The organism is Malaciobacter canalis (assembly GCF_008000835.1).
Taxonomy (GTDB): Bacteria; Campylobacterota; Campylobacteria; order Campylobacterales; family Arcobacteraceae; genus Malaciobacter; species Malaciobacter canalis.
This window is the reverse complement of record NZ_CP042812.1, coordinates 1,260,632-1,278,917: the sequence shown is the minus strand read 5'-3', so window position 1 is coordinate 1,278,917 and position 18,286 is coordinate 1,260,632. Positions and strand designations below refer to the sequence as shown.

23 protein-coding genes are annotated in these 18,286 nt (G+C 25.9%); 10 read left to right on the top strand and 13 right to left on the bottom strand.

Going from position 1 to position 18,286, the window contains the following annotated elements; genetic code table 11:
- Positions 1 to 75: 75 nt before the first annotated feature.
- The 4 genes from ACAN_RS06475 to ACAN_RS06460 all read left to right on the top strand — a co-directional run bounded on the left by ACAN_RS06475 (position 76) and on the right by ACAN_RS06460 (position 5,065).
- On the top strand, positions 76 to 474 hold the full coding sequence (locus tag ACAN_RS06475) for a PAS domain-containing protein (RefSeq protein WP_099335138.1): 399 nt from the start codon (positions 76 to 78) through the stop codon (positions 472 to 474).
- A 9-nt stretch (positions 475 to 483) separates the two neighbouring features.
- The gene (locus ACAN_RS06470; protein WP_099335137.1) at positions 484 to 3,018 is read left to right on the top strand and encodes a methyl-accepting chemotaxis protein; all 2,535 of its coding nucleotides are present in this window, start codon (positions 484 to 486) and stop codon (positions 3,016 to 3,018) included.
- 73 nt (positions 3,019 to 3,091) lie between these two features.
- Positions 3,092 to 3,994 (top strand): NAD(P)-binding protein, encoded by a 903-nt coding sequence (locus ACAN_RS06465; protein ID WP_099335136.1) that lies wholly within the window; start codon positions 3,092 to 3,094, stop codon positions 3,992 to 3,994.
- A gap of 150 nt (positions 3,995 to 4,144) precedes the next feature.
- Positions 4,145 to 5,065: a 3',5'-cyclic-nucleotide phosphodiesterase gene (locus ACAN_RS06460; protein WP_099335135.1), complete on the top strand. Its 921-nt coding sequence runs from the start codon at positions 4,145 to 4,147 to the stop codon at positions 5,063 to 5,065.
- A gap of 15 nt (positions 5,066 to 5,080) precedes the next feature.
- Here ACAN_RS06460 and ACAN_RS06455 read toward each other — a convergent pair whose 3' ends face one another.
- Genes ACAN_RS06455 through ACAN_RS06445 form a run of 3 tightly spaced genes read right to left on the bottom strand, consistent with a single transcriptional unit; the run spans position 5,081 to position 6,618 of the window.
- Positions 5,081 to 5,686: an NAD(P)H-dependent oxidoreductase gene (locus tag ACAN_RS06455; RefSeq protein ID WP_409454908.1), complete on the bottom strand. Its 606-nt coding sequence runs from the start codon at positions 5,684 to 5,686 to the stop codon at positions 5,081 to 5,083.
- A gap of 36 nt (positions 5,687 to 5,722) precedes the next feature.
- Positions 5,723 to 6,019, bottom strand: coding sequence for a putative quinol monooxygenase (locus ACAN_RS06450; protein WP_099335134.1), 297 nt, complete (start codon positions 6,017 to 6,019; stop codon positions 5,723 to 5,725).
- 8 nt (positions 6,020 to 6,027) lie between these two features.
- The gene (locus tag ACAN_RS06445; RefSeq protein WP_099335133.1) at positions 6,028 to 6,618 is read right to left on the bottom strand and encodes an NAD(P)H-dependent oxidoreductase; all 591 of its coding nucleotides are present in this window, start codon (positions 6,616 to 6,618) and stop codon (positions 6,028 to 6,030) included.
- A 126-nt stretch (positions 6,619 to 6,744) separates the two neighbouring features.
- Between ACAN_RS06445 and ACAN_RS06440 the strand changes: the two genes are divergently transcribed.
- Both ACAN_RS06440 and ACAN_RS06435 read left to right on the top strand, forming a co-directional pair.
- Positions 6,745 to 7,122, top strand: a complete 378-nt coding sequence (locus ACAN_RS06440) for a winged helix-turn-helix transcriptional regulator (RefSeq protein WP_079578911.1) — start codon at positions 6,745 to 6,747, stop codon at positions 7,120 to 7,122.
- A gap of 8 nt (positions 7,123 to 7,130) precedes the next feature.
- The gene (locus ACAN_RS06435) at positions 7,131 to 8,030 is read left to right on the top strand and encodes an AEC family transporter (protein WP_099335132.1); all 900 of its coding nucleotides are present in this window, start codon (positions 7,131 to 7,133) and stop codon (positions 8,028 to 8,030) included.
- Here ACAN_RS06435 and ACAN_RS06430 read toward each other — a convergent pair.
- A complete protein-coding gene (locus ACAN_RS06430) occupies positions 8,027 to 8,578 on the bottom strand; it encodes an HPP family protein (RefSeq protein ID WP_196778784.1) in 552 nt (183 codons plus the stop codon). The genes ACAN_RS06435 and ACAN_RS06430 overlap by 4 nt on opposite strands.
- A gap of 161 nt (positions 8,579 to 8,739) precedes the next feature.
- On the opposite strand from ACAN_RS06430, the gene ACAN_RS06425 reads away from it, so the two are divergent.
- Positions 8,740 to 8,991, top strand: a complete 252-nt coding sequence (locus ACAN_RS06425) for a DUF2116 family Zn-ribbon domain-containing protein (protein WP_079578907.1) — start codon at positions 8,740 to 8,742, stop codon at positions 8,989 to 8,991.
- Between the two features lie 192 nt (positions 8,992 to 9,183).
- Positions 9,184 to 9,918: a thioredoxin fold domain-containing protein gene (locus tag ACAN_RS06420; protein ID WP_099312656.1), complete on the top strand. Its 735-nt coding sequence runs from the start codon at positions 9,184 to 9,186 to the stop codon at positions 9,916 to 9,918.
- Between the two features lie 46 nt (positions 9,919 to 9,964).
- Here ACAN_RS06420 and ACAN_RS06415 read toward each other — a convergent pair whose 3' ends face one another.
- From ACAN_RS06415 to ACAN_RS06385, 7 genes are all read right to left on the bottom strand, one after another.
- Positions 9,965 to 10,363: a hypothetical protein gene (locus ACAN_RS06415; protein ID WP_099335131.1), complete on the bottom strand. Its 399-nt coding sequence runs from the start codon at positions 10,361 to 10,363 to the stop codon at positions 9,965 to 9,967.
- Positions 10,364 to 10,403: 40 nt separating this feature from the next.
- The gene (locus tag ACAN_RS06410; RefSeq protein WP_099335130.1) at positions 10,404 to 11,312 is read right to left on the bottom strand and encodes a DMT family transporter; all 909 of its coding nucleotides are present in this window, start codon (positions 11,310 to 11,312) and stop codon (positions 10,404 to 10,406) included.
- A 70-nt stretch (positions 11,313 to 11,382) separates the two neighbouring features.
- Complete coding sequence (locus ACAN_RS06405; protein WP_099335129.1) at positions 11,383 to 12,237, bottom strand: helix-turn-helix domain-containing protein; 855 nt, start codon at positions 12,235 to 12,237, stop codon at positions 11,383 to 11,385.
- 10 nt (positions 12,238 to 12,247) lie between these two features.
- A complete protein-coding gene (locus tag ACAN_RS06400) occupies positions 12,248 to 12,592 on the bottom strand; it encodes a zinc ribbon domain-containing protein YjdM (RefSeq protein ID WP_079578894.1) in 345 nt (114 codons plus the stop codon).
- A gap of 79 nt (positions 12,593 to 12,671) precedes the next feature.
- The gene (locus ACAN_RS06395; protein WP_170233022.1) at positions 12,672 to 13,370 is read right to left on the bottom strand and encodes an MOSC domain-containing protein; all 699 of its coding nucleotides are present in this window, start codon (positions 13,368 to 13,370) and stop codon (positions 12,672 to 12,674) included.
- Positions 13,371 to 13,427: 57 nt separating this feature from the next.
- Positions 13,428 to 14,795 (bottom strand): sodium:proton antiporter NhaD, encoded by a 1,368-nt coding sequence (gene nhaD, locus ACAN_RS06390; protein ID WP_099312644.1) that lies wholly within the window; start codon positions 14,793 to 14,795, stop codon positions 13,428 to 13,430.
- Between the two features lie 124 nt (positions 14,796 to 14,919).
- A complete protein-coding gene (locus ACAN_RS06385) occupies positions 14,920 to 15,213 on the bottom strand; it encodes a YciI family protein (protein ID WP_079578889.1) in 294 nt (97 codons plus the stop codon).
- 235 nt (positions 15,214 to 15,448) lie between these two features.
- Between ACAN_RS06385 and ACAN_RS06380 the strand changes: the two genes are divergently transcribed.
- On the top strand, positions 15,449 to 15,787 hold the full coding sequence (locus tag ACAN_RS06380) for a YnfA family protein (protein WP_196778783.1): 339 nt from the start codon (positions 15,449 to 15,451) through the stop codon (positions 15,785 to 15,787).
- Between the two features lie 129 nt (positions 15,788 to 15,916).
- Positions 15,917 to 17,062, top strand: coding sequence for a N(5)-(carboxyethyl)ornithine synthase (locus tag ACAN_RS06375; protein WP_099335127.1), 1,146 nt, complete (start codon positions 15,917 to 15,919; stop codon positions 17,060 to 17,062).
- Here the strand turns inward: ACAN_RS06375 and ACAN_RS06370 are convergent.
- Positions 17,051 to 17,767 (bottom strand): SIMPL domain-containing protein, encoded by a 717-nt coding sequence (locus ACAN_RS06370; protein ID WP_099335126.1) that lies wholly within the window; start codon positions 17,765 to 17,767, stop codon positions 17,051 to 17,053. The two genes, ACAN_RS06375 and ACAN_RS06370, sit on opposite strands and share 12 nt — an antisense overlap.
- A 63-nt stretch (positions 17,768 to 17,830) precedes the next feature.
- Entirely contained in the window at positions 17,831 to 18,286 is a 456-nt protein-coding gene (locus tag ACAN_RS06365) for a GNAT family N-acetyltransferase (RefSeq protein WP_129587515.1), read from the bottom strand.

Below are 18,286 nucleotides of genomic sequence, written 5' to 3'. Positions count from 1 at the left end.
ATGTACTTAATAATTTAAGAAAACTATTCTAGTTAAATTACTAAAATATCTTTATATTAACAAAAGGGATATTAAATGAGTTTTAATAACAATGAATTGGAAATTGAGCTTGACATTAAATCTTTTTTAGTTTCAGAAACTAATGAACAAGGTATAATAAAGTTTGCAAATGATGAGTTTTGCAAATTTTCTGAATACTCCTTAGATGAATTAATAGGACAACATCATAATATCGTACGACATCCAGATATGCCTGAAAAAGCCTTTGATGAGCTTTGGAGCACTGTAAAATCAGGTAAAAAATGGAAAGGTTTTGTAAAAAACAAATCAAAAACTGGCAAATACTATTGGGTATATGCAACAGTATACCCCTTTACTTCATGTGATGGCACAACCGGCTACATCTCTTGTAGAAGAAAAGCCTCAAGAGATGAAATTGAAAAATACTCAAAAATTTACAAAACAATGAAGTAAAGGATTTTTATGAAATTTAAAGATTTATCAATAAAAACAAAATTAAGTATTCTTGTTTTAACTCCTATGTTTTTTATTATAGTTTTAGGGCTTTCTTTTATCTATCAAGAGTATAAATACAAGCAAGAGTATGGCACTTTAAAACAGATAATAAACTTTGATTCAGATATTTCACTTACTATTCATGAACTGCAAAAAGAAAGAGGTATTTTTGTATCTTTTATAAGTAGTAATGGTAAAAACTTTAAAAATGAAATAAGAAATCAAATACAAAATAGTGATGAAAAAATAGAGATTTTAAAAAATAGTTATAAAACTTTAAATAAAAATTTTCTTGATAATACAAATCTTGAGCTACTTGAAGAGTTTTTTAATAGTTTAACTAATATAAAAAGCAAAAGAAATCTTGCAAAAAGTATGCAAATATCAACAAAAGAAGTACTTGATTATTATTCAAATTTAAACTCAAATTTACTCAAATTTATTGCTAGAAGTTCTGCTATATCAAAAGATTCAGAACTAACAAGACAAATTCTTGCTTATTATAATTTTCTTATGGCAAAAGAAAAAGCAGGAGTTGAAAGAGCCATTGGTTCAAATGTCCTAATTGAGGGTACATTTAAAGATAATATGCTAAGTTTGTTTACAAGCTTAATCTCTGCTCAAAAAAACTATATGAATGAATTTGAAATTTACTCAAAAAAAGAAAACCTCTCTTATGCCAAGCAAGCTTTAAATGATTCTTCAGTAAGCAAAGTAGAAGATATTAGAGATATTTTAATACATTCACAAGATAAATTAAAATATATCATCTCCATTGAAGAGATAATAGGATTTGAGGGAATTATTCATAATATCAAAAATTATGAATTAACTAAAAATATATCTTATAAAAATAAAGTACAAAGCAAAATAAAAGAGCTTGAAACTTTAATAAAAGATTATAAAAATGATTTTAAAATATCAAACAGAGAGACTAATCTTTTAAATACTATACAAAATAGGTTTTCAAACTACTCTACTCTATCACAAAACTCTAATGATAGTAGTCTAGATAATCAAAAAGTTGTTAATGCAATAAAAGAGTTAAAAACAAAACAGTTTGATATTGAAGCTACATATTGGTTTGATACAATCACTAAAAAAATTGAAATACTTAAAACTATTGATGATTATTTATCAAATAATTTATTTTCAATTATAAATAAAAAATATGAAGAAGTATCTTTTTATTTTTATAAAAATATAGTTATGCTTTTTATTGTTATCTTACTTATCTCTATTTTAGCTATTTATATTTTTTCAAATATTTCAAAATCTTCAGAAACTATTTATTATGGAATTGAGCGATTTATGAAATTTATAAACAGAGAAATAAATGAAATAGAAGATATAAAAGTTCATGGAAATGACGAGTTTGGGAAAATAGCAACAATGGCAAATAAAAATATGAAGCAAATAAATGATGATTTAGAAGAGGATATGCTTTGTGTTGCTGAGGCTGTACTTGTATTAAATAAGATGAGACAAGGATATTTTAATTATAGGATAAACTCAACTGCTGCGAATCCTCAAATTCAAACATTTGTTTATTCTGTTAACAAAAGTTTAGATATACAAGCTTCAATTTTTGAAGATATACTACAAACATTAGAAAAGTATACCCATTATGATTATACTCAAAATTTAAAAGATGTAGATGTAAAAGGAGATTTAGATAAACTTTTAAAAGGAATAAATAGCTTAAAAGAGTCAATCACTAAAATGCTTGTTACTAGCCAAGATATAGGATTGACTTTAAAAAATAGCTCAAATACACTTTTAAATAATGTAGATAACTTAAATAGATCATCAAATGATGGAGCTGTAAGGCTTGAAGAAACAGTAGCAGCAGTTGATGAAATAAGTGAAAACATCTCTGCTACAAACTCTTATATAAAAGAGATGTCACAAAATGCAAAGATTTTATCTAACTCTTCAAATGAAGGTAAAGAGCTTGCAAATAAAACAACAAAATCAATGGAAGAGATAAATAATCAAGTTGAGGGTATAAAAGAAGCTATTACACTAATCGATCAAATAGCATTCCAAACAAATATTTTAAGTTTAAATGCAGCAGTAGAAGCTGCAACTGCTGGAGAAGCGGGTAAAGGTTTTGCTGTTGTTGCACAAGAAGTAAGAAGTTTAGCAAGTAGAAGTGCTGAAGCTGCAAATAAAATTAAACAAATTGTAGAAACTGCAACTTTGAAATCAAACGAAGGTAAAAAAATAGCCTTTTCTATGATTGATGGATATAACAATCTTAATGAAAATGTACAAAAAACTGTATCAATTATACAAAATATCCAAACTGCATCAGCTGAACAAACTCAAAGAATAAGCCAAATAAATGATGGATTAAATAGCCTTGATAAGCAAACACAAGAAAATGCAAGTGTTGCAAGTCAAACACATGATATTGCAGTAGAAGCATCTGATATTGCAATATCAGTTGTGAAAAATGTGAAGAAAAATAATTTTGTTGGTAAAAAAGAAGAATACTAAGTTATTTTAAAACACATTATTTATATACAAAAAACCTTTTTTAAGTGATAAACTTAAATAAAAAAGGTTTTTTATGAATATTGCAATAGTTGGTGCTGGATTTAGTGGATGTTTACTATACAATAAACTCATAAAAAAAAATCATCAAATTACTATTTTTGAAAAATCAAGAGGCACAGGTGGAAGATTAAGCACAAAATATATAAATGATAATTTTTGTGACCATGGAACACCATACTTTGAAGCAAAAAATCAAAATTTTATTGATTTTTCTAATAGATTAGTAAAAGAAAAAATATTAAAAAAATATAAGAAATTTTATATACCAACAAAAGGAATAAATAAAGTTTGTTCTTCTTTAATAAATAAAGAAGATTTAAAAACAAATATAAAAATTACAACTTGTAAATATGAAAATAAAAAATGGAGTTTAATCGACACTCAAAACAATATCTATCAAGATTTTGATATCTTACTTATTACAATTCCTGCTGTTCAAATTTTAGAGTTAAACATAAACTTAAATGAACACATAAAACAAGATTTATCATCAATAAAATATGATAGTATTTTCACTTTAATTTTATATGGTAATAAAAACTTGTCACTTCATAAGGGATTAAAAAATATCAATTTATTTAAAAAAATTATTGATAATTCAAAGAAGTATAATTATGATAATTTTAGTAGTTTTGTATTACATGCAAATGAATCTTTTTCCACAAAAAACAATGAAAAAACAAAAGAAAAACTAGAAGAAAAAGTAATTAAGAAACTAAAAAAACTTCATATTGAAATTGATAAAAATTTTATAATTTTACCTCATTTATGGAAATATGCTTTTGCAAAAAATCATCTCAAAAAAGATTTTATTTTTGACAAAAAACAATCTCTTGGAATATGTGGAGATTACTTTTATAGTAAAAATATTGAAGCATCTTTTTTAAGTTCTACAAAATTAGCAGATAATATATAATATACATTTCTTAAATACAGTTTGTATAATAAATTTAATTTTATTACATTTTGTAGTTTTCTTAATAGCAATAAGAGTATACAAAAATACAATAAACTTACTATCACATAAACTTAGTTATAATATTTTAGTTTTAAAATAAGGTGTAAAATGCTAGAAAAGAGTATTAGAATTCTTGGAGCTTATGGAGGCAAAGGTGTTGATATAAATAACACCAGTGTTCAAATAGATAAGCATACTACAATTGATGCAGGAAATATATTAAAAGGAATAGGAAAAGATGCCAAATATATCAATAAAATATTTTTAACACACTCCCATCTTGACCATATTGTTGATATACCTTTTTTAATAGATGCATTTTTTGAAAAGAAAGAAATACCTATTAAAATTTATGCTTTAAAAGAAACAATAATTCATCTAAAAAAACATCTTTTTAATTTTGATATATGGCCAGATTTTTCACAAATTAATCTCATAAATAGAAAATTAAAAGCAATAGAATTTATAGAAATAAAAGCAAATGAAACAATAAAATTTGATAATTTTTCTATTAAAGCAATTAAGACAAATCATACAATTTCTAGCTGTGGATATGTAGTAAAAAAGAAAAATCATGCAGTACTTTTTACAGCAGATACATATAAATGTGATACTATTTGGGAAGAATTAAATCTAAATAAATTTATAAAAACTTTAATAATTGATGTTTCATTTCCCTCTCGCCTTGCAAATATTGCTAAAAAAAGTAATCATTTAACCTTAAAAGATTTACTAGAAGAACTAGAAAAATTAAAAAGAGATGATATTTGTATATACATAAATCATCTTAAGCCATCTTATGTAAAAGAGATAAAAAAAGAGCTTGAAGAGTTAAATAGCAAATATAATATTCAATTACTAAATGACGGTGATATCTTAAATTTGGAAACTACAAAAAAACAAAAAAGATTAATTTATGAAAATAGTACAAAATATCATTTAAAAAAAATATTTGAGAATATGACTAGTAAAGAAGATTTTGATAAAATCATACAAAAAGTTCAAAAAGAGAAAGAGAGAATAAAATAAAAGAGAAATTCTCTTTTATTTTACGAATTCAACTACTTCATCAAAGCTTAGTCTTAACTGATCAGATTGTTCATTTAATCTATATCCAAAAGGTAAAACCATAGCTACTTGATATTTTGTAGTATCAAGTTCTAATATTTGCTCTAATTTATCTTTTTCAAAGCCTTCAATAGGACAAGAGTCAACTCCAATAGCAGCAGCAGCTGTCATCATATTTCCCACTGCAATATAAGTCTGTCTTGCAGTCCACTCATAAATATTTTTATCACTACTTAAAGTATCTTTTAAATGATTTGCATAAAGATTAATATAAAAATCTTTTTTTTCTTGTGGCATTGGTCTTCTTCCAAATCTTTTTTCAGGCACACCACTTTCAACTTTAACATCTTCAATTTTTGCTAAAACAATTACTAAATCACTGCATGATGTAATTTGAACTTGGTTCCAACAAGTAGGTCTAATTTTTTCTTTTAGTTCTTGATTTTGTACTACTAAAAATTTCCAAGGCTCCATACCAAATGATGAAGGTGATTTTCTAGCTACTTCTAAAATAAACTTCAAATCCTCTTCTGGTATTTTTTTTGTATCATCAAAAACCTTACAAGCATGTCTAAAATCCATCGCTTTTAAAAACTCTTCTTTAATCACTTTATCTCCTTATATTGCTAGTTTTTCTAATTTATTAATTTCTACATTTTCTAGTTTATCTTCAATATTTACTAAAAACTCTTTAAAATGAGGTTTATTTTCATGTATTGTTAAATCCTCTTTACTTTCCCAAATCTCTATAAAAGTATAACTATTTTTTTCTTCTAAATCTTTATGTAAATCGTATTTTATGCAACCATCATCATTTGCATGTGTTTGTTTATGAAGTTTTGTAAGTTCATTGAAAACTTCTTTTTCAAACTCTGGTTTTATTTTAATCTTTGCAATAACTATAATATTTTCCATTTTTTATCCTATAAAAAATTTTTTGTTAGTATATCTTCAAATTTCTTTAATTCACTATTTATATCTAATTGCGTTTTAAAAATATCATGAATTGCATAAGTCTGAAGTGGTTTTGCACCACAAAATTGAAAAGTTTTATGTACTGCTACATTTGCTTCATCAAGAGTTAAACCATCAAAAAAACCATCTTTATTATTAAATTCACTACTTGGGCAATTATAAGTTAATGAAAGCATATATTTTTTATCTGTCATTAATCCACCACTACCATACTTTTTACTACTATCACTTCTACTTCTTCCATCATTTACAAAAGTAACTGTATTATTTCCTCCTGAAAATATTTCGTCCATATATTTTTTAGTAAGCCAAGGAACACCCATCCAGTAAACTGGATATTGAAATAAAATATAATCTGCCCATTTAAATTTTTCTAATTCTTCTTTTATATTATAATCACTTTCAACAACACTATGTTTTACCTCAAAATTATTATTTTCAAAAAAATCTTGTGCTTTATTTATAAAAGTTTGTGTTAATTTACCCTCAGCAATCTCATCATATCTTTGATGTCCATTTATAATAAGTACATTTTTCATAAATTCTCCTAATATATTTTGAAAATTATATATGTAATAAACTTAAATTACCCTTACTTTACTTTAGGTAAGTAAGGATGTTTAATATACTTTATGCTATAATTTCAATCTTTAAAGGATTTAATAATGTATTTTATAAATAATAAAGAGTATAAGTGCTCAGTAGCAGTTACTCTTGATATATTTAACGATAGATGGAAATTAGCTGTTATCTGGCATTTGTTAGATAATAGTAAACGGTTTAAAGACTTACATGAAGATATTGCAGAAATAACACAAAAAACTCTAACTGTAAAATTAAAAGAGTTAGAAGAAAAAAATATTATTAATAGAGAAGTTTTCCCAGAAGTACCACCAAAAGTTGTTTACTCTTTAACTCCAATAGGAGAACAACTTAAACCCGTTTTAAAAGAGATGTATAAATGGGGTATTAAATATGTTGAAGATTATGGTGAATTAACAAATGACAATCTGTGTGATGCAGAATTTAAAATCTCAAAATAGTAAATAAAATGGAAAATTTCGTTTTAATTATTATTGCTATACTTATTGGATATGCTCTTCAAAAATTTAAGATTTTTTCTCAAGAGACTCCAATAATTTTAAATCAATATATTATATACATCTCACTACCTGCAATAATTCTATTGCAAGTACCAAAACTAAACATCTCAATTGATATTATTATTCCAGCTGTAATTGCATGGTTTGTTATGCTTTTAAGTGCTGGAGTGGTACTACTTTTTTCTAAATATTTCAAATGGTCTAAAGAAATAACAGGTTCTTTGCTTTTAGTAGCAGTTTTATCAAATAGTTCAATTGCTGGTATTCCTTTATTAAATACCTACATAGGAGAAAAAGCTATTCCTTATGTAATTATTTATGATCAATTAGGAACATTTATAGCACTTGCAACTTATGGAACATTAATTACAGCATTATATTCAAATAATAAAAAAACAACACCTAGAATTATTGTTCAAAAAGTAATTACTTTTCCACCTTTTATGTCGCTTATTGTTGCATTTTGTTTTTTAGGTGTAGAGTTTCCACCTTTAGTAACTAGTATACTAAAAGATTTCTCTTATACACTTATTCCTGTTGCTTTAGTAGCAGTTGGTTTACAACTAAAATTTAAAATGCCAAAATCAGATTTACAACCTTTAAGTATTGCACTTATTATTAAACTAATTATTGGTCCAATAATTGCATATTTTGTAGCAGTACTATTTGGTTGGCAACACACCTTAGCTAGTGATGTTTCAATATTAGAAGCTGGTATGTCACCTATGATAACAGCAGGTGCAATAGCAGCTATGGTTGGTCTTGCACCAAGACTTAGTACTGCTATTGTTGGTTATGGTATAGTTGTATCTTTTTTAACTACATATGTAATTTCAAGGATACTTTAAATCCAATAAGTTGGATAATGCCTTTTTTCATTTTGCGATAGGTTATTTACAAATAGTGCTACAAGTAGCATTAGTAATGCACCTATTGCAATTGGAGTAAAAGGGTATAACCACTCTAAGTCTTGAATTTGATTACTACCTATTACATAAATAAGTGCTGTTGCTCCACCTGGAGGATGCATAGTACAACTATAATGCATAAGCAATATAGACAAAGAGACACTAAGAGCACACAATATTTCTAAAGAAAGTACTCCTAAAAAAACTTTTACAACACAAACAGAGACTAATGCAGATAAAATATGCCCACCAATTAAATTTCGTGGTTGTGAAAAAGGTGCTTGTGGTGCTCCATACACAAGTACAGCAGAAGCTCCAAAGGAACCAAGTAGAAAAAAGCTATCTTCAATAGAGAACCATTTTCCAAATATAGCAATAAAATATATTCCTAAAAAAGAACCAATAAACGACCATAAGATTTTACTTATAGGTTTTCTTGATTCTCTTTTTGATTTTGATTTCATTCTGTGAAAATATTTTTGAATCATATACAAGCCTCTAAAATTTTTAAGATTTTAAACAAAAAAATGAAATATTTATATGATTTATATCAAAACTAATTAATTATTGTAATATTTAGCTGGCAACTTAGTTGCATTTAAAGTTTATTTGTTATACTCCAAATTTTAAAATACAAAAAAGGATATTTATGTCTAATCATTGTCCCTACTGTCAAAAGAAAATATCAATAAGTAAAGTCTTTTGTTCAAGAGATTGTAAAGACAATTATTTTCAAATGGTAGCAATTCAAATACCAAAACCTTTTATTAAAAGAATCTTTGTATTTTGCAATAAAGAGCAAAGAGACAAAGAAATTTCTAATTTTGCAAGAAGACATGGTTGGAAAGAGAGTTTAATAAGAAACAAAATTGACAAACTTAAAGAAGAGTACGGATACTAACTTCAAATATATTAACTAATAAAACTCTTCTTTTAAAAATCTTTAGCTCTTAATTTTGTTGTAACACAACTAACATATACATAATTATTGCCAAATTTTTACTATAAATTATTAATTTTTCTTATTCTTTTACACAATCTAAACAAAGTTTGTGTATCATACACAGATAAATTTTATATAATAGGAACTTATATGACAAAAATCTTAAAATTAAGTTTATTAGTGTTTTCTTTTCTTAGTGTGCTAAATGCTTATGAGCCAAAAGAAGTTACAAAAGAAGAGATAAAACAAATCAATAACTTAAATCTTCTACAAAAAGCAGATATTAAAGTTAGCAAAGCTTTTGATATGGGTAGTATTTATATACTTGATTCAATAATTCAAGGAAAACCTCAAGAATTATTTTTAACAAAAGATAAAAAAGTTCTAATTGCTGGAAATGTAATGGATGTAAATAGTGGTGATGCTATTACTTTACCTGTTGATTTATCAAATACAATTGGAAAAGAAGCTTTAACTTATGGAAGTGGAAAAGATGAGTATGTATTATTTACTGATCCTGAATGTCCATATTGTAAAAAACTTGAATCATTTTTTCCAAAACTTGAAAAACATGTAAAAATTAGAGTATTTTTCTTCCCATTAAGTTTTCATAATAATGCAAGAGATTTATCTATATATTTTATGAGTAAAAAAACAAATGAAGAAAAAATCAAAGCTATGTTAAATACAAATGCTGATTCAAAAGAGTTTAAAAATAGAAAAATCTCAAAAGATGAGTTAGCAAAACTTGAAAAGAGTTTAGAAGAACAGATGATTATTGCTCAAAAATTAAATATAAGAGGAACACCTACTCTTTTTAATAAAGATGGCAAAAAACTTGTTTGGGTAGAATTATTGAAAAAATACAATATTGACTTACAATAAAATAAACCACATTTTGTGGTTTATTTTATAAGTATTTCATCAAAACTTAATGTCTTGAACCTATATCTTTATCCTCATCTTTTCCTGATAACATTTGTGTTAGTTCATCACACTTTACTAATAAATTATTTTTGATTACAAATTGTGCTATAACTTTTACTTTTACTATACTTTTATCTTTTTTAACAGCTGTTACTATGTGATTTGTAAAAACATTTTCACCATCTTGTGCAATAGCCAAAAAATCAACATCTAAAGAATCTATAACCTCTTTTTGTTTTTTCATATGACTTATGAAGCCATCATAATCTAAAGTATTACCATCTACATTTTGTATATAATCAGAAGAGATATATTTTTCTATAATTTTAGTATCTACACTAGAAGCACCTAATATTTCTGAAAATATTTTTTTTATAAGCTCTTTTTTTTCATTTTTTTCCATAAAACTCCTTTTATTAAACTAACTAAATACCTAATTTTATCTAAGTAATTTTTAATTTAACTTTTTTTAATCTGTGATTTTTACTAGATAAAATAACTGCAATTAAAGAGAGTAAACAACCAATAATTGTTGATAATGCAATTTTTTCACTATATGCATAATAACTTGAAACTATAGCACCAATAGGCACAACAAACATAAATACAGCAGTATTGTGTGCACCAATTTTACTAGCTGAAACAAAAAATATAGTCATTGCAAATGTTCCAGATAGAAGTCCTATAAAAACAATATTTAACCAAAATATCGAATCATACAAGGCTATTTCAAAAGGATGATAAGGTAAAGCAAATAACATATTTGTAAAAGCAGTTACACCAAAAAGAACTAAAGTATAAAACATTGGATCTACTTTATTTGAAACTTTTTGAGTTATTATTGTAACTAATGCCCAAACAAGAGCACACATTAAAAAATATATACTATTTAAGTTCAAAAAGTCTAATCCTTCCATAGGAATACGAAGTAAAATAATAGCACCAAATATACCAATTCCTAAAGAAATTAATTGTTTTAATGATACTTTTGTACTAAAAATTATCATTGATAAAAAATATGTTATTATTGGCACAAGAGATGTAAACATAGTTCCTCCATATCCAGCATCTCCATGACTTAATCCAGCAAAAAAAAGATAACTAAATAAGGCACTTAGTAAACCACCTAAAACTATATAAATATATCCTAAAAAATCAGTTTTTAAAGATTTTTTCATATATAAAACAACAGGTATCATCCCAACAAAGGCTATAAAATACCTCCAAAAAGAAGCAACTTGTGCATTTGAGTGTTCAACAGCTGCTTTTCCTGAAGTCCAAGCTATACCCCAAAGTAACATTGCTATTATCATACCAATAATATATTTCATTTTATTTTCATTTTTATTCATAAATATCCTTTTAAATTTTTATGATTATATGAAAAAGTAAAAATATAATGTATAAGAAAAGTATCTTTATTTATAAGTTTTGTTCCCTATAAAGTAAAGGGGTAGTTTTATAATATTTTTTAAATTGTGTGATAAACCATGAAACACTTGAATATCCACATGAAGTTGCAATTTTTGATACACTTTCTTTACTATTTTTAAGCAATAAAGTTGCATGTAAAAGTCTTCTTTTATCTAGCCACTCTTTTGGGTTTTGATTATATAATCTAATCATCTCTTTTCTTAAAGCTTTTGAATTAAGTCTAGTAAGCTTGCACATATCATCAACACTATTTATAATATCAAGGTTTTCTTCTAAAATATATTTTGTTCTTGAAGATTTTGTTTTCATTATCTTATTTAAAAAAGAAATAAATTTCTTTTTATCTTTTGATAATGAATACAAAAAAAGCTCTTCAAGTTTTAACTTAACTAAAGCAAGAGAATTATTAATATCACTTTCAAAATATTTATCAAGCATTTGAATACAATCTTGCATATACTTATCTCTAGTTATATGTAAAGTATCGATTTGTTCAGTTTGAGGCAAAGAAATATTGTATTTATTTATAAAATCAAAAACATATTTATCATCAAAATATATTAATATTACTTCAAAATCATTTTTATCACCAAGTATTTCTCCCATAAAATAATTTCCTTGTGATAAAAATAATATATCATTTGCATCTATGCTAATTTCACCATCATCTAAACACAAACTCTTTCTACCATTTACTAATAACATAACCAAATGCATACTATTTCTCAAAGACATCATATCTTTTTTATAAATAGATGATTTTGAGGCAATAACAGAGTCGTCATTTATTATTTGGTATAAGTGCTTATTTTCAAATATATAATTAGGTAAGGTAATAATCATCTATATTAAATTATTGTTTTTTAACAAACTCTTGTTTTAATTTTATTGCACCAACACCTGGCACCTTACAATCAATATTATGACCATCATTTCCATCAACAAGTCTAATACCTTTGATTTTTGTTCCAACTTTTATACCAGAAGAGCTTCCTTTTACTTTTAAATCTTTTATAACTGTTACATCATCTCCATCATTTAAAAGTGTACCATTTGCATCTTTTACAACTAAAATATCTTCATCTTCTTGTGTATCATTTAAAGACCACTCATGTGCACACTCTGGGCATACAAGTAAGCTTCCATCTTCATAAGTATATTCGCTATTACATTTTGGACAGTTTGGTAATTGCTCCATTTATTTCCTTTAACTTTTATTTGAAAGCGTATTATACAATAAAACGCCTTTTGTGATTAATTCGAAAATTTTATTGTTATTAAGTATGATAAATATCAAACTGTTTATCATTTTGTCCTAAGTTATATCTTTTTTCAAGTGATGCTTTAAAAGGTTTGCCTAAGAACTCGCTACTTAAAGCTTTTAAAGTTGCTTCTTTATCACTATTTACATCTAAGATTAGACTATTTAGTTTAGATATGGTAAGTAGAGGTTCTTCTCTTTTTATTAAAATTAAAAAATCACTTTGTTTTATAGTTCCCTCTTTTAAAACCTTTGTATACCAACCTGTAAGACCACTATTAAAAATAAACTTTGTCATTTGTTTTATTTTTGTGCTTGCACTTAACTTCCAACAAGGTTGTCTTGGTTGAGTTATTTGTACTTGTGCTTCACCTATATTAAAAATATCTCCTACACATATATCATCTTCACAAACATCAGATAATATTAGATTTTCTCCTAAGTTTGCCACTTCATCAACTTTAAAATTTGTATTGCAATTTTGATTTATTTTTTCATAGCTTCTTTTTGAAAACATAAATAGTGCTTTATTTTCTCCACCATGGTGTTTTAAATCAGCTTGTTCATCTTGTTTAAATCCTGTTTTAGTTAGAAAAGCTTCTTTTACAGGATGTTTTTTCATAGCAGTTACTAACTCTTTTCTTTTGCTGTTTTTTAATGTAGTTGTTTGAACCTTACCTACTTTTACATATAAAACTTCTGCGATTTTTTGCATTATTCCTCCTTGAACTTAATTAAACTACTATAATAATATAGTAGTTTAAAATTATGATTAATAAAACTTTAAAATATCAAACTGCACATACCAAATAGCAATAGATACAAAGTAACCAATCAATATCATCCATGCATATTTCATATGGCTATTAAATGTGTAAATACCTTTTAATTTACCCATAACCCCTACTCCAGCAGCACTTCCAAATGAAATTAAAGAACCTCCAATTCCAGCTGTTAATGTAACTAATAACCAATTTGCATGATCCATATTTGGATTTGCTTTTAATATTGCTGACATTACAGGAACATTATCAACTATTGCTGATAAAAAACCAACTGCAATATTTGAATATGTTGCTCCTAAATAGTTTGGCTCATAAATTACAGAAGCAAGTGTTAGCCAACCAACAAAATACAATGCACCAACAGCTGCTAAAATACCAAAGAAAAACATAAGTGTATTATTTTCTATTTTTGACATAGATTGAAATATATCAAAATGCTCACTTCCATACTCTTTTTTTAGTTTATATGAATATATTTTCAATAAAACCAATCCACCCATCATTCCCCACATAGCTGGAAAATCTAAAACTTGATGAGAAACTACTGCCATAACAATTGTTAAAATTCCAAGTATTATTATAGCTTTTGCACCCTCTTTCATCTTAGGAATAGGTATATTTGCATCAAATTCTGGTTTTGTATTTGGTACAACAAGAGAGAGTAAAAAAGCAGTAATCAAATACCCTACAATTGAAGCTGGAAATAGATAAATAAAGTCTAAGAAATCACCTTTTCCTGAACTCCATACCATAAGTGTAGTAATATCACCAAAAGGCGACCATGCACCTCCTGCATTTGCAGCAACTACTATATTTATAGCTCCTGGAACTAAAAACTCTTTTTTTTGTTTTTCAATAGTTATTAAAACAGTTGATAAAATAAGTGCTGTTGTTAAATTATCAGCAATTGGAGATAAGAAAAAAGCAATAAAACCTGTTGCCCAAAAAAGTTTTTTATAAGTAAATCCTTTTGATACAAGATTATATTTTAATTTATCAAAAACACCCATATAAATTAAAGATTCAATATATGTCATTGCTACAAATAAAAAGAAAAATATCTCTGCAATTTCAAGAATAACATTTTCAGCTTCTTCATGTACAAGCTTTATATCTAAACCATTTAGTATAAAATAAACTGCAATCAATAAAAATGTAAATATTCCAACAAAAAGTGCAGGAAGTGATTTATCTACATCATATTTTTCTTCATTTGCAATCACATAATATCCAACAATAAAAACACCAAGAGTTGTTATACCAACCCAAGTATCGACTAAATTTATTTGTTCTGTATTAGTTGCATATGCAACATTAAACACACACAATATTAAAATTATAAAAATTTTAAACATAATTCTCCTTGATATTGTAAATAATAGTATTAAAATCAACAGAAATAATATCACATTTTTTGTAAATTTTTTGTATTTAGTAGAAATTAACTTAGAAGTTTAAACTTCTAAGTTAATAAGTTATTTATGTAAGTTCTTTTAAACCCTCAAACTCTTTTGCTGTCATTGAAGGAACAAACTCAGTAATTTCGTAAGTTGCTAAATTTGCTTTATGAAAAGGGTCTTGTCTTAAAACCTTTTTTAAATCTGTTAAAAAATTCATTTTTGAAAGGATAACTCCACCTGTTCTTGGTATTTTTTTACCTGAAGCTACAAAGTTTCCTAAGCTATATTGTTCTTCTAAGTATTTAAGGTGTGCATCTAAATACTTATCAACCTCTTCTAATGGTTTTTCATAATTTAAATTAATTATAAACATCTTATTCTCTCCTCATTAATGTGTAATATCACTAATTCTAAATCTAAAAGCTACATAATACAGTTATTATATTTGGCATACAAAAATACTGAATTATTTTTTTAGTTTATCAAACTTCTTTTATAATTTACATAAAACTCAATATATTAAATTTTTAACTTTTCTTTAATCATAGTTTATATAAAGTTCAATTTAGTAATGATTTTCAATACTAAAATTAACATTTGGAGTTCTTTTGATAAAAGAGTTTAGTATATATTTTTTGGCAGCATTTTTTGAGATACTTGGTTGTTATAGTTTTTGGATGGTATTTAAACTTCAAAAATCATCTTTTTGGCTTTTCGTTGGAACTATTTCTCTTATACTATTTGCATTTTTACTTACAAAAGTAGACTTAGAGTTTGCTGGACGAGCTTATGCTGTTTATGGTGGTGTTTATATTATATCTTCTTTGGCTTGGCTTTTTTTTGTAGAGAAACAAAGCTTTTCAAAATATGATATTATTGGTTCACTTATCATCTTTGTAGGAATTAGTATAATTTTACTTGGAAACCAAAGGCTTTTAAATAATTAAATTATTGTTATAGTTCATTTGCTTTAAAAATTTTATTTAGATACACTAAAATGATAGCAGACATATCTACGGAACTTACATCTTCGTCCATAAGGTCATACTTACTTATTCAACAAAGGAAATGACAAGATGAATAAATTGAAAATAGGAGTCATTGGAACTTCAAAAAAAGTAGATGAAAAAAGACTTCCAATTCACCCTGAACATTTAATTCGTATTCCAAAAAATTTAAGAGAACAATTAATATTTGAAAAAGGATATGGTGAACCTTTTGGTTTTTCAGATGAAAAAATCATAGCTTTAAGTGGTGGTGTTGATACAAGACATAATTTATTATCAAAAATAGGAACAGTAATAATAAACAAACCTATTCTTGAAGATTTAAAAGAGTTAAAAATTGGTGGAACAATTTGGGGATATGTACATTGTGTACAACAAGAAGATATAACACAAATTGCAATAGAAAGAAAACTAACACTTATAGCCTTTGAAGATATGTTTATTTGGTCGCCCACAGGTCAAATAGGAAGACACACCTTTTATAAAAATAACGAAATGGCAGGATATTGTGCTGTTTTACATGCTTTACAACTAAAAGGAATAGATGGACATTATGGGAATCAAAGAAAAACTATAATCTTTGGATTTGGTGCAGTTAGTCGTGGGGCAATATATGCTTTAAAAGCACATGGTTTTAGAGATATTACTATTTGTGTTCAACGACCAGATCATGAAGTTAGAGAAGAGATTTTAGATTGTCATTATGTAAGAATACAAGAAGGAAATACAGATGATTCTCGAATGGAAGTTGTAGAACACGATGGTTTTATAACACCACTTGAAGAACTAATTAGTCAAGCTGATATTATAGTTAATGGAATTTTTCAAGATACTACAAATCCCACTGATTTTCTAATTGAAAAAGAGAGTCAATCTTTAAAGCCAAATAGTCTAATTATAGATATTAGTTGTGATGAGAAAATGGGCTTTTTCTTTGCAAAACCCACCACTTTTAAAAACCCAATGTTTAAATATCATACAACAGACTACTATGCAGTAGATCACACGCCTAGTTACTTGTGGGAAAGTGCTACGCGTTCTATTTCCGCTGCTTTAATTGTATATTTACCAATATTCTTAACAGGCAAAGAAAATTGGCATAAATCTCAAACTATTCAAAAAGCTATCAATATAGATTCTGGAACAATTCTTAATAAATTAGTTTTATCATTTCAAAATAGAGAAAAAACATACCCTCATAAATCAATCAGTTAAATAATACTCAACTGTTGAAACAACTCTTATTTTTTTTATTTGAGGGTTGTTTTTATCTCTTTGTGAGATTGAAAATTGACCTTGCGAAGCTTTTTTTATCTTGCCTAATTTACTATTTGAGTCTATTGCAAATTTTTGAGCAACTTCTCTTGCTTTTTTTGTAGCTTCTTCTATCATTTTAGGTTTTACTTCATTTAACCTTGTAAAAATATACTCTGTTTTATTATTGTAGTCATTTCCTGAAAAAACAATGCCTTGTTTTCCAAGTTTTGATAAAGATTTTTTTACATCTCTTACTTTATCAATATTTTTTGAATATACAGTTATTGTTTGTTTTGCATTATATCTATAGTTTATTTTTTCACTTCCATACTGTTGTGCAACTTTATCTGTAATTATAGGAGCAGAAAAACTTATTTCATTTTTCTTTATACCATTTGAACTCAAAAAATCATCTATTTTTTCATTGTTTTGCTCTACTGTTTTATACAACTCTTCAAGATTGTTACTAACTTGCGTATAAGAAATCGGCCAAATAACAATATCTGCTTTATACTCTTTTTCCGACAGACCTTTTACTTTGACACTTCTATCATACTGCTTATACTCAACAACAGCATTTTTAAAAAAATATCCTAAAGTACTTAAACCCAAAAATATAAATACCCCCAAAATAAAAAAGTTTGTTTTACTATTTTGTTCCATTTGTTTTCCTTTTTTACTTATAAAAATAAATAAATTTCAATTATGCATTACTATAATATCTTTCTAATTAAAAGTCATTAAATAATTAATAAGTAATTGATTATCTCTTTGTATAATATTTCTCTTTACTACTATAAACCCATACTTTTCAAAGAAAGGTTTTGCAGTAATACTTGCATCAACTCTTAATTTTTTAATCTCATTTTGTCTTGCTTTTTTTAAAATATAAAGTAGCAATGCTTTTCCAAGCCCTTTTCCTTGATACTCATGATGTACATAAAAACAATCAATATAATCTTCATAAAACTCTGCAAAACCAACTAACTTTTCATCATGTATAGCTAAATATGGTTTTGTTTTATCTAATCTTTTTTCCCAAGCCTCATAATCAATATCTAACTTTGCCCAAGCATTTAACTGCTCTTTTGTATAATCTTTATTGCATGTTTTGTGAATGCTGTTTGTAAATAGTTCAGGTATTTGTTTTGAATAGTTTTTATTGTAATTTATTATTTGCAT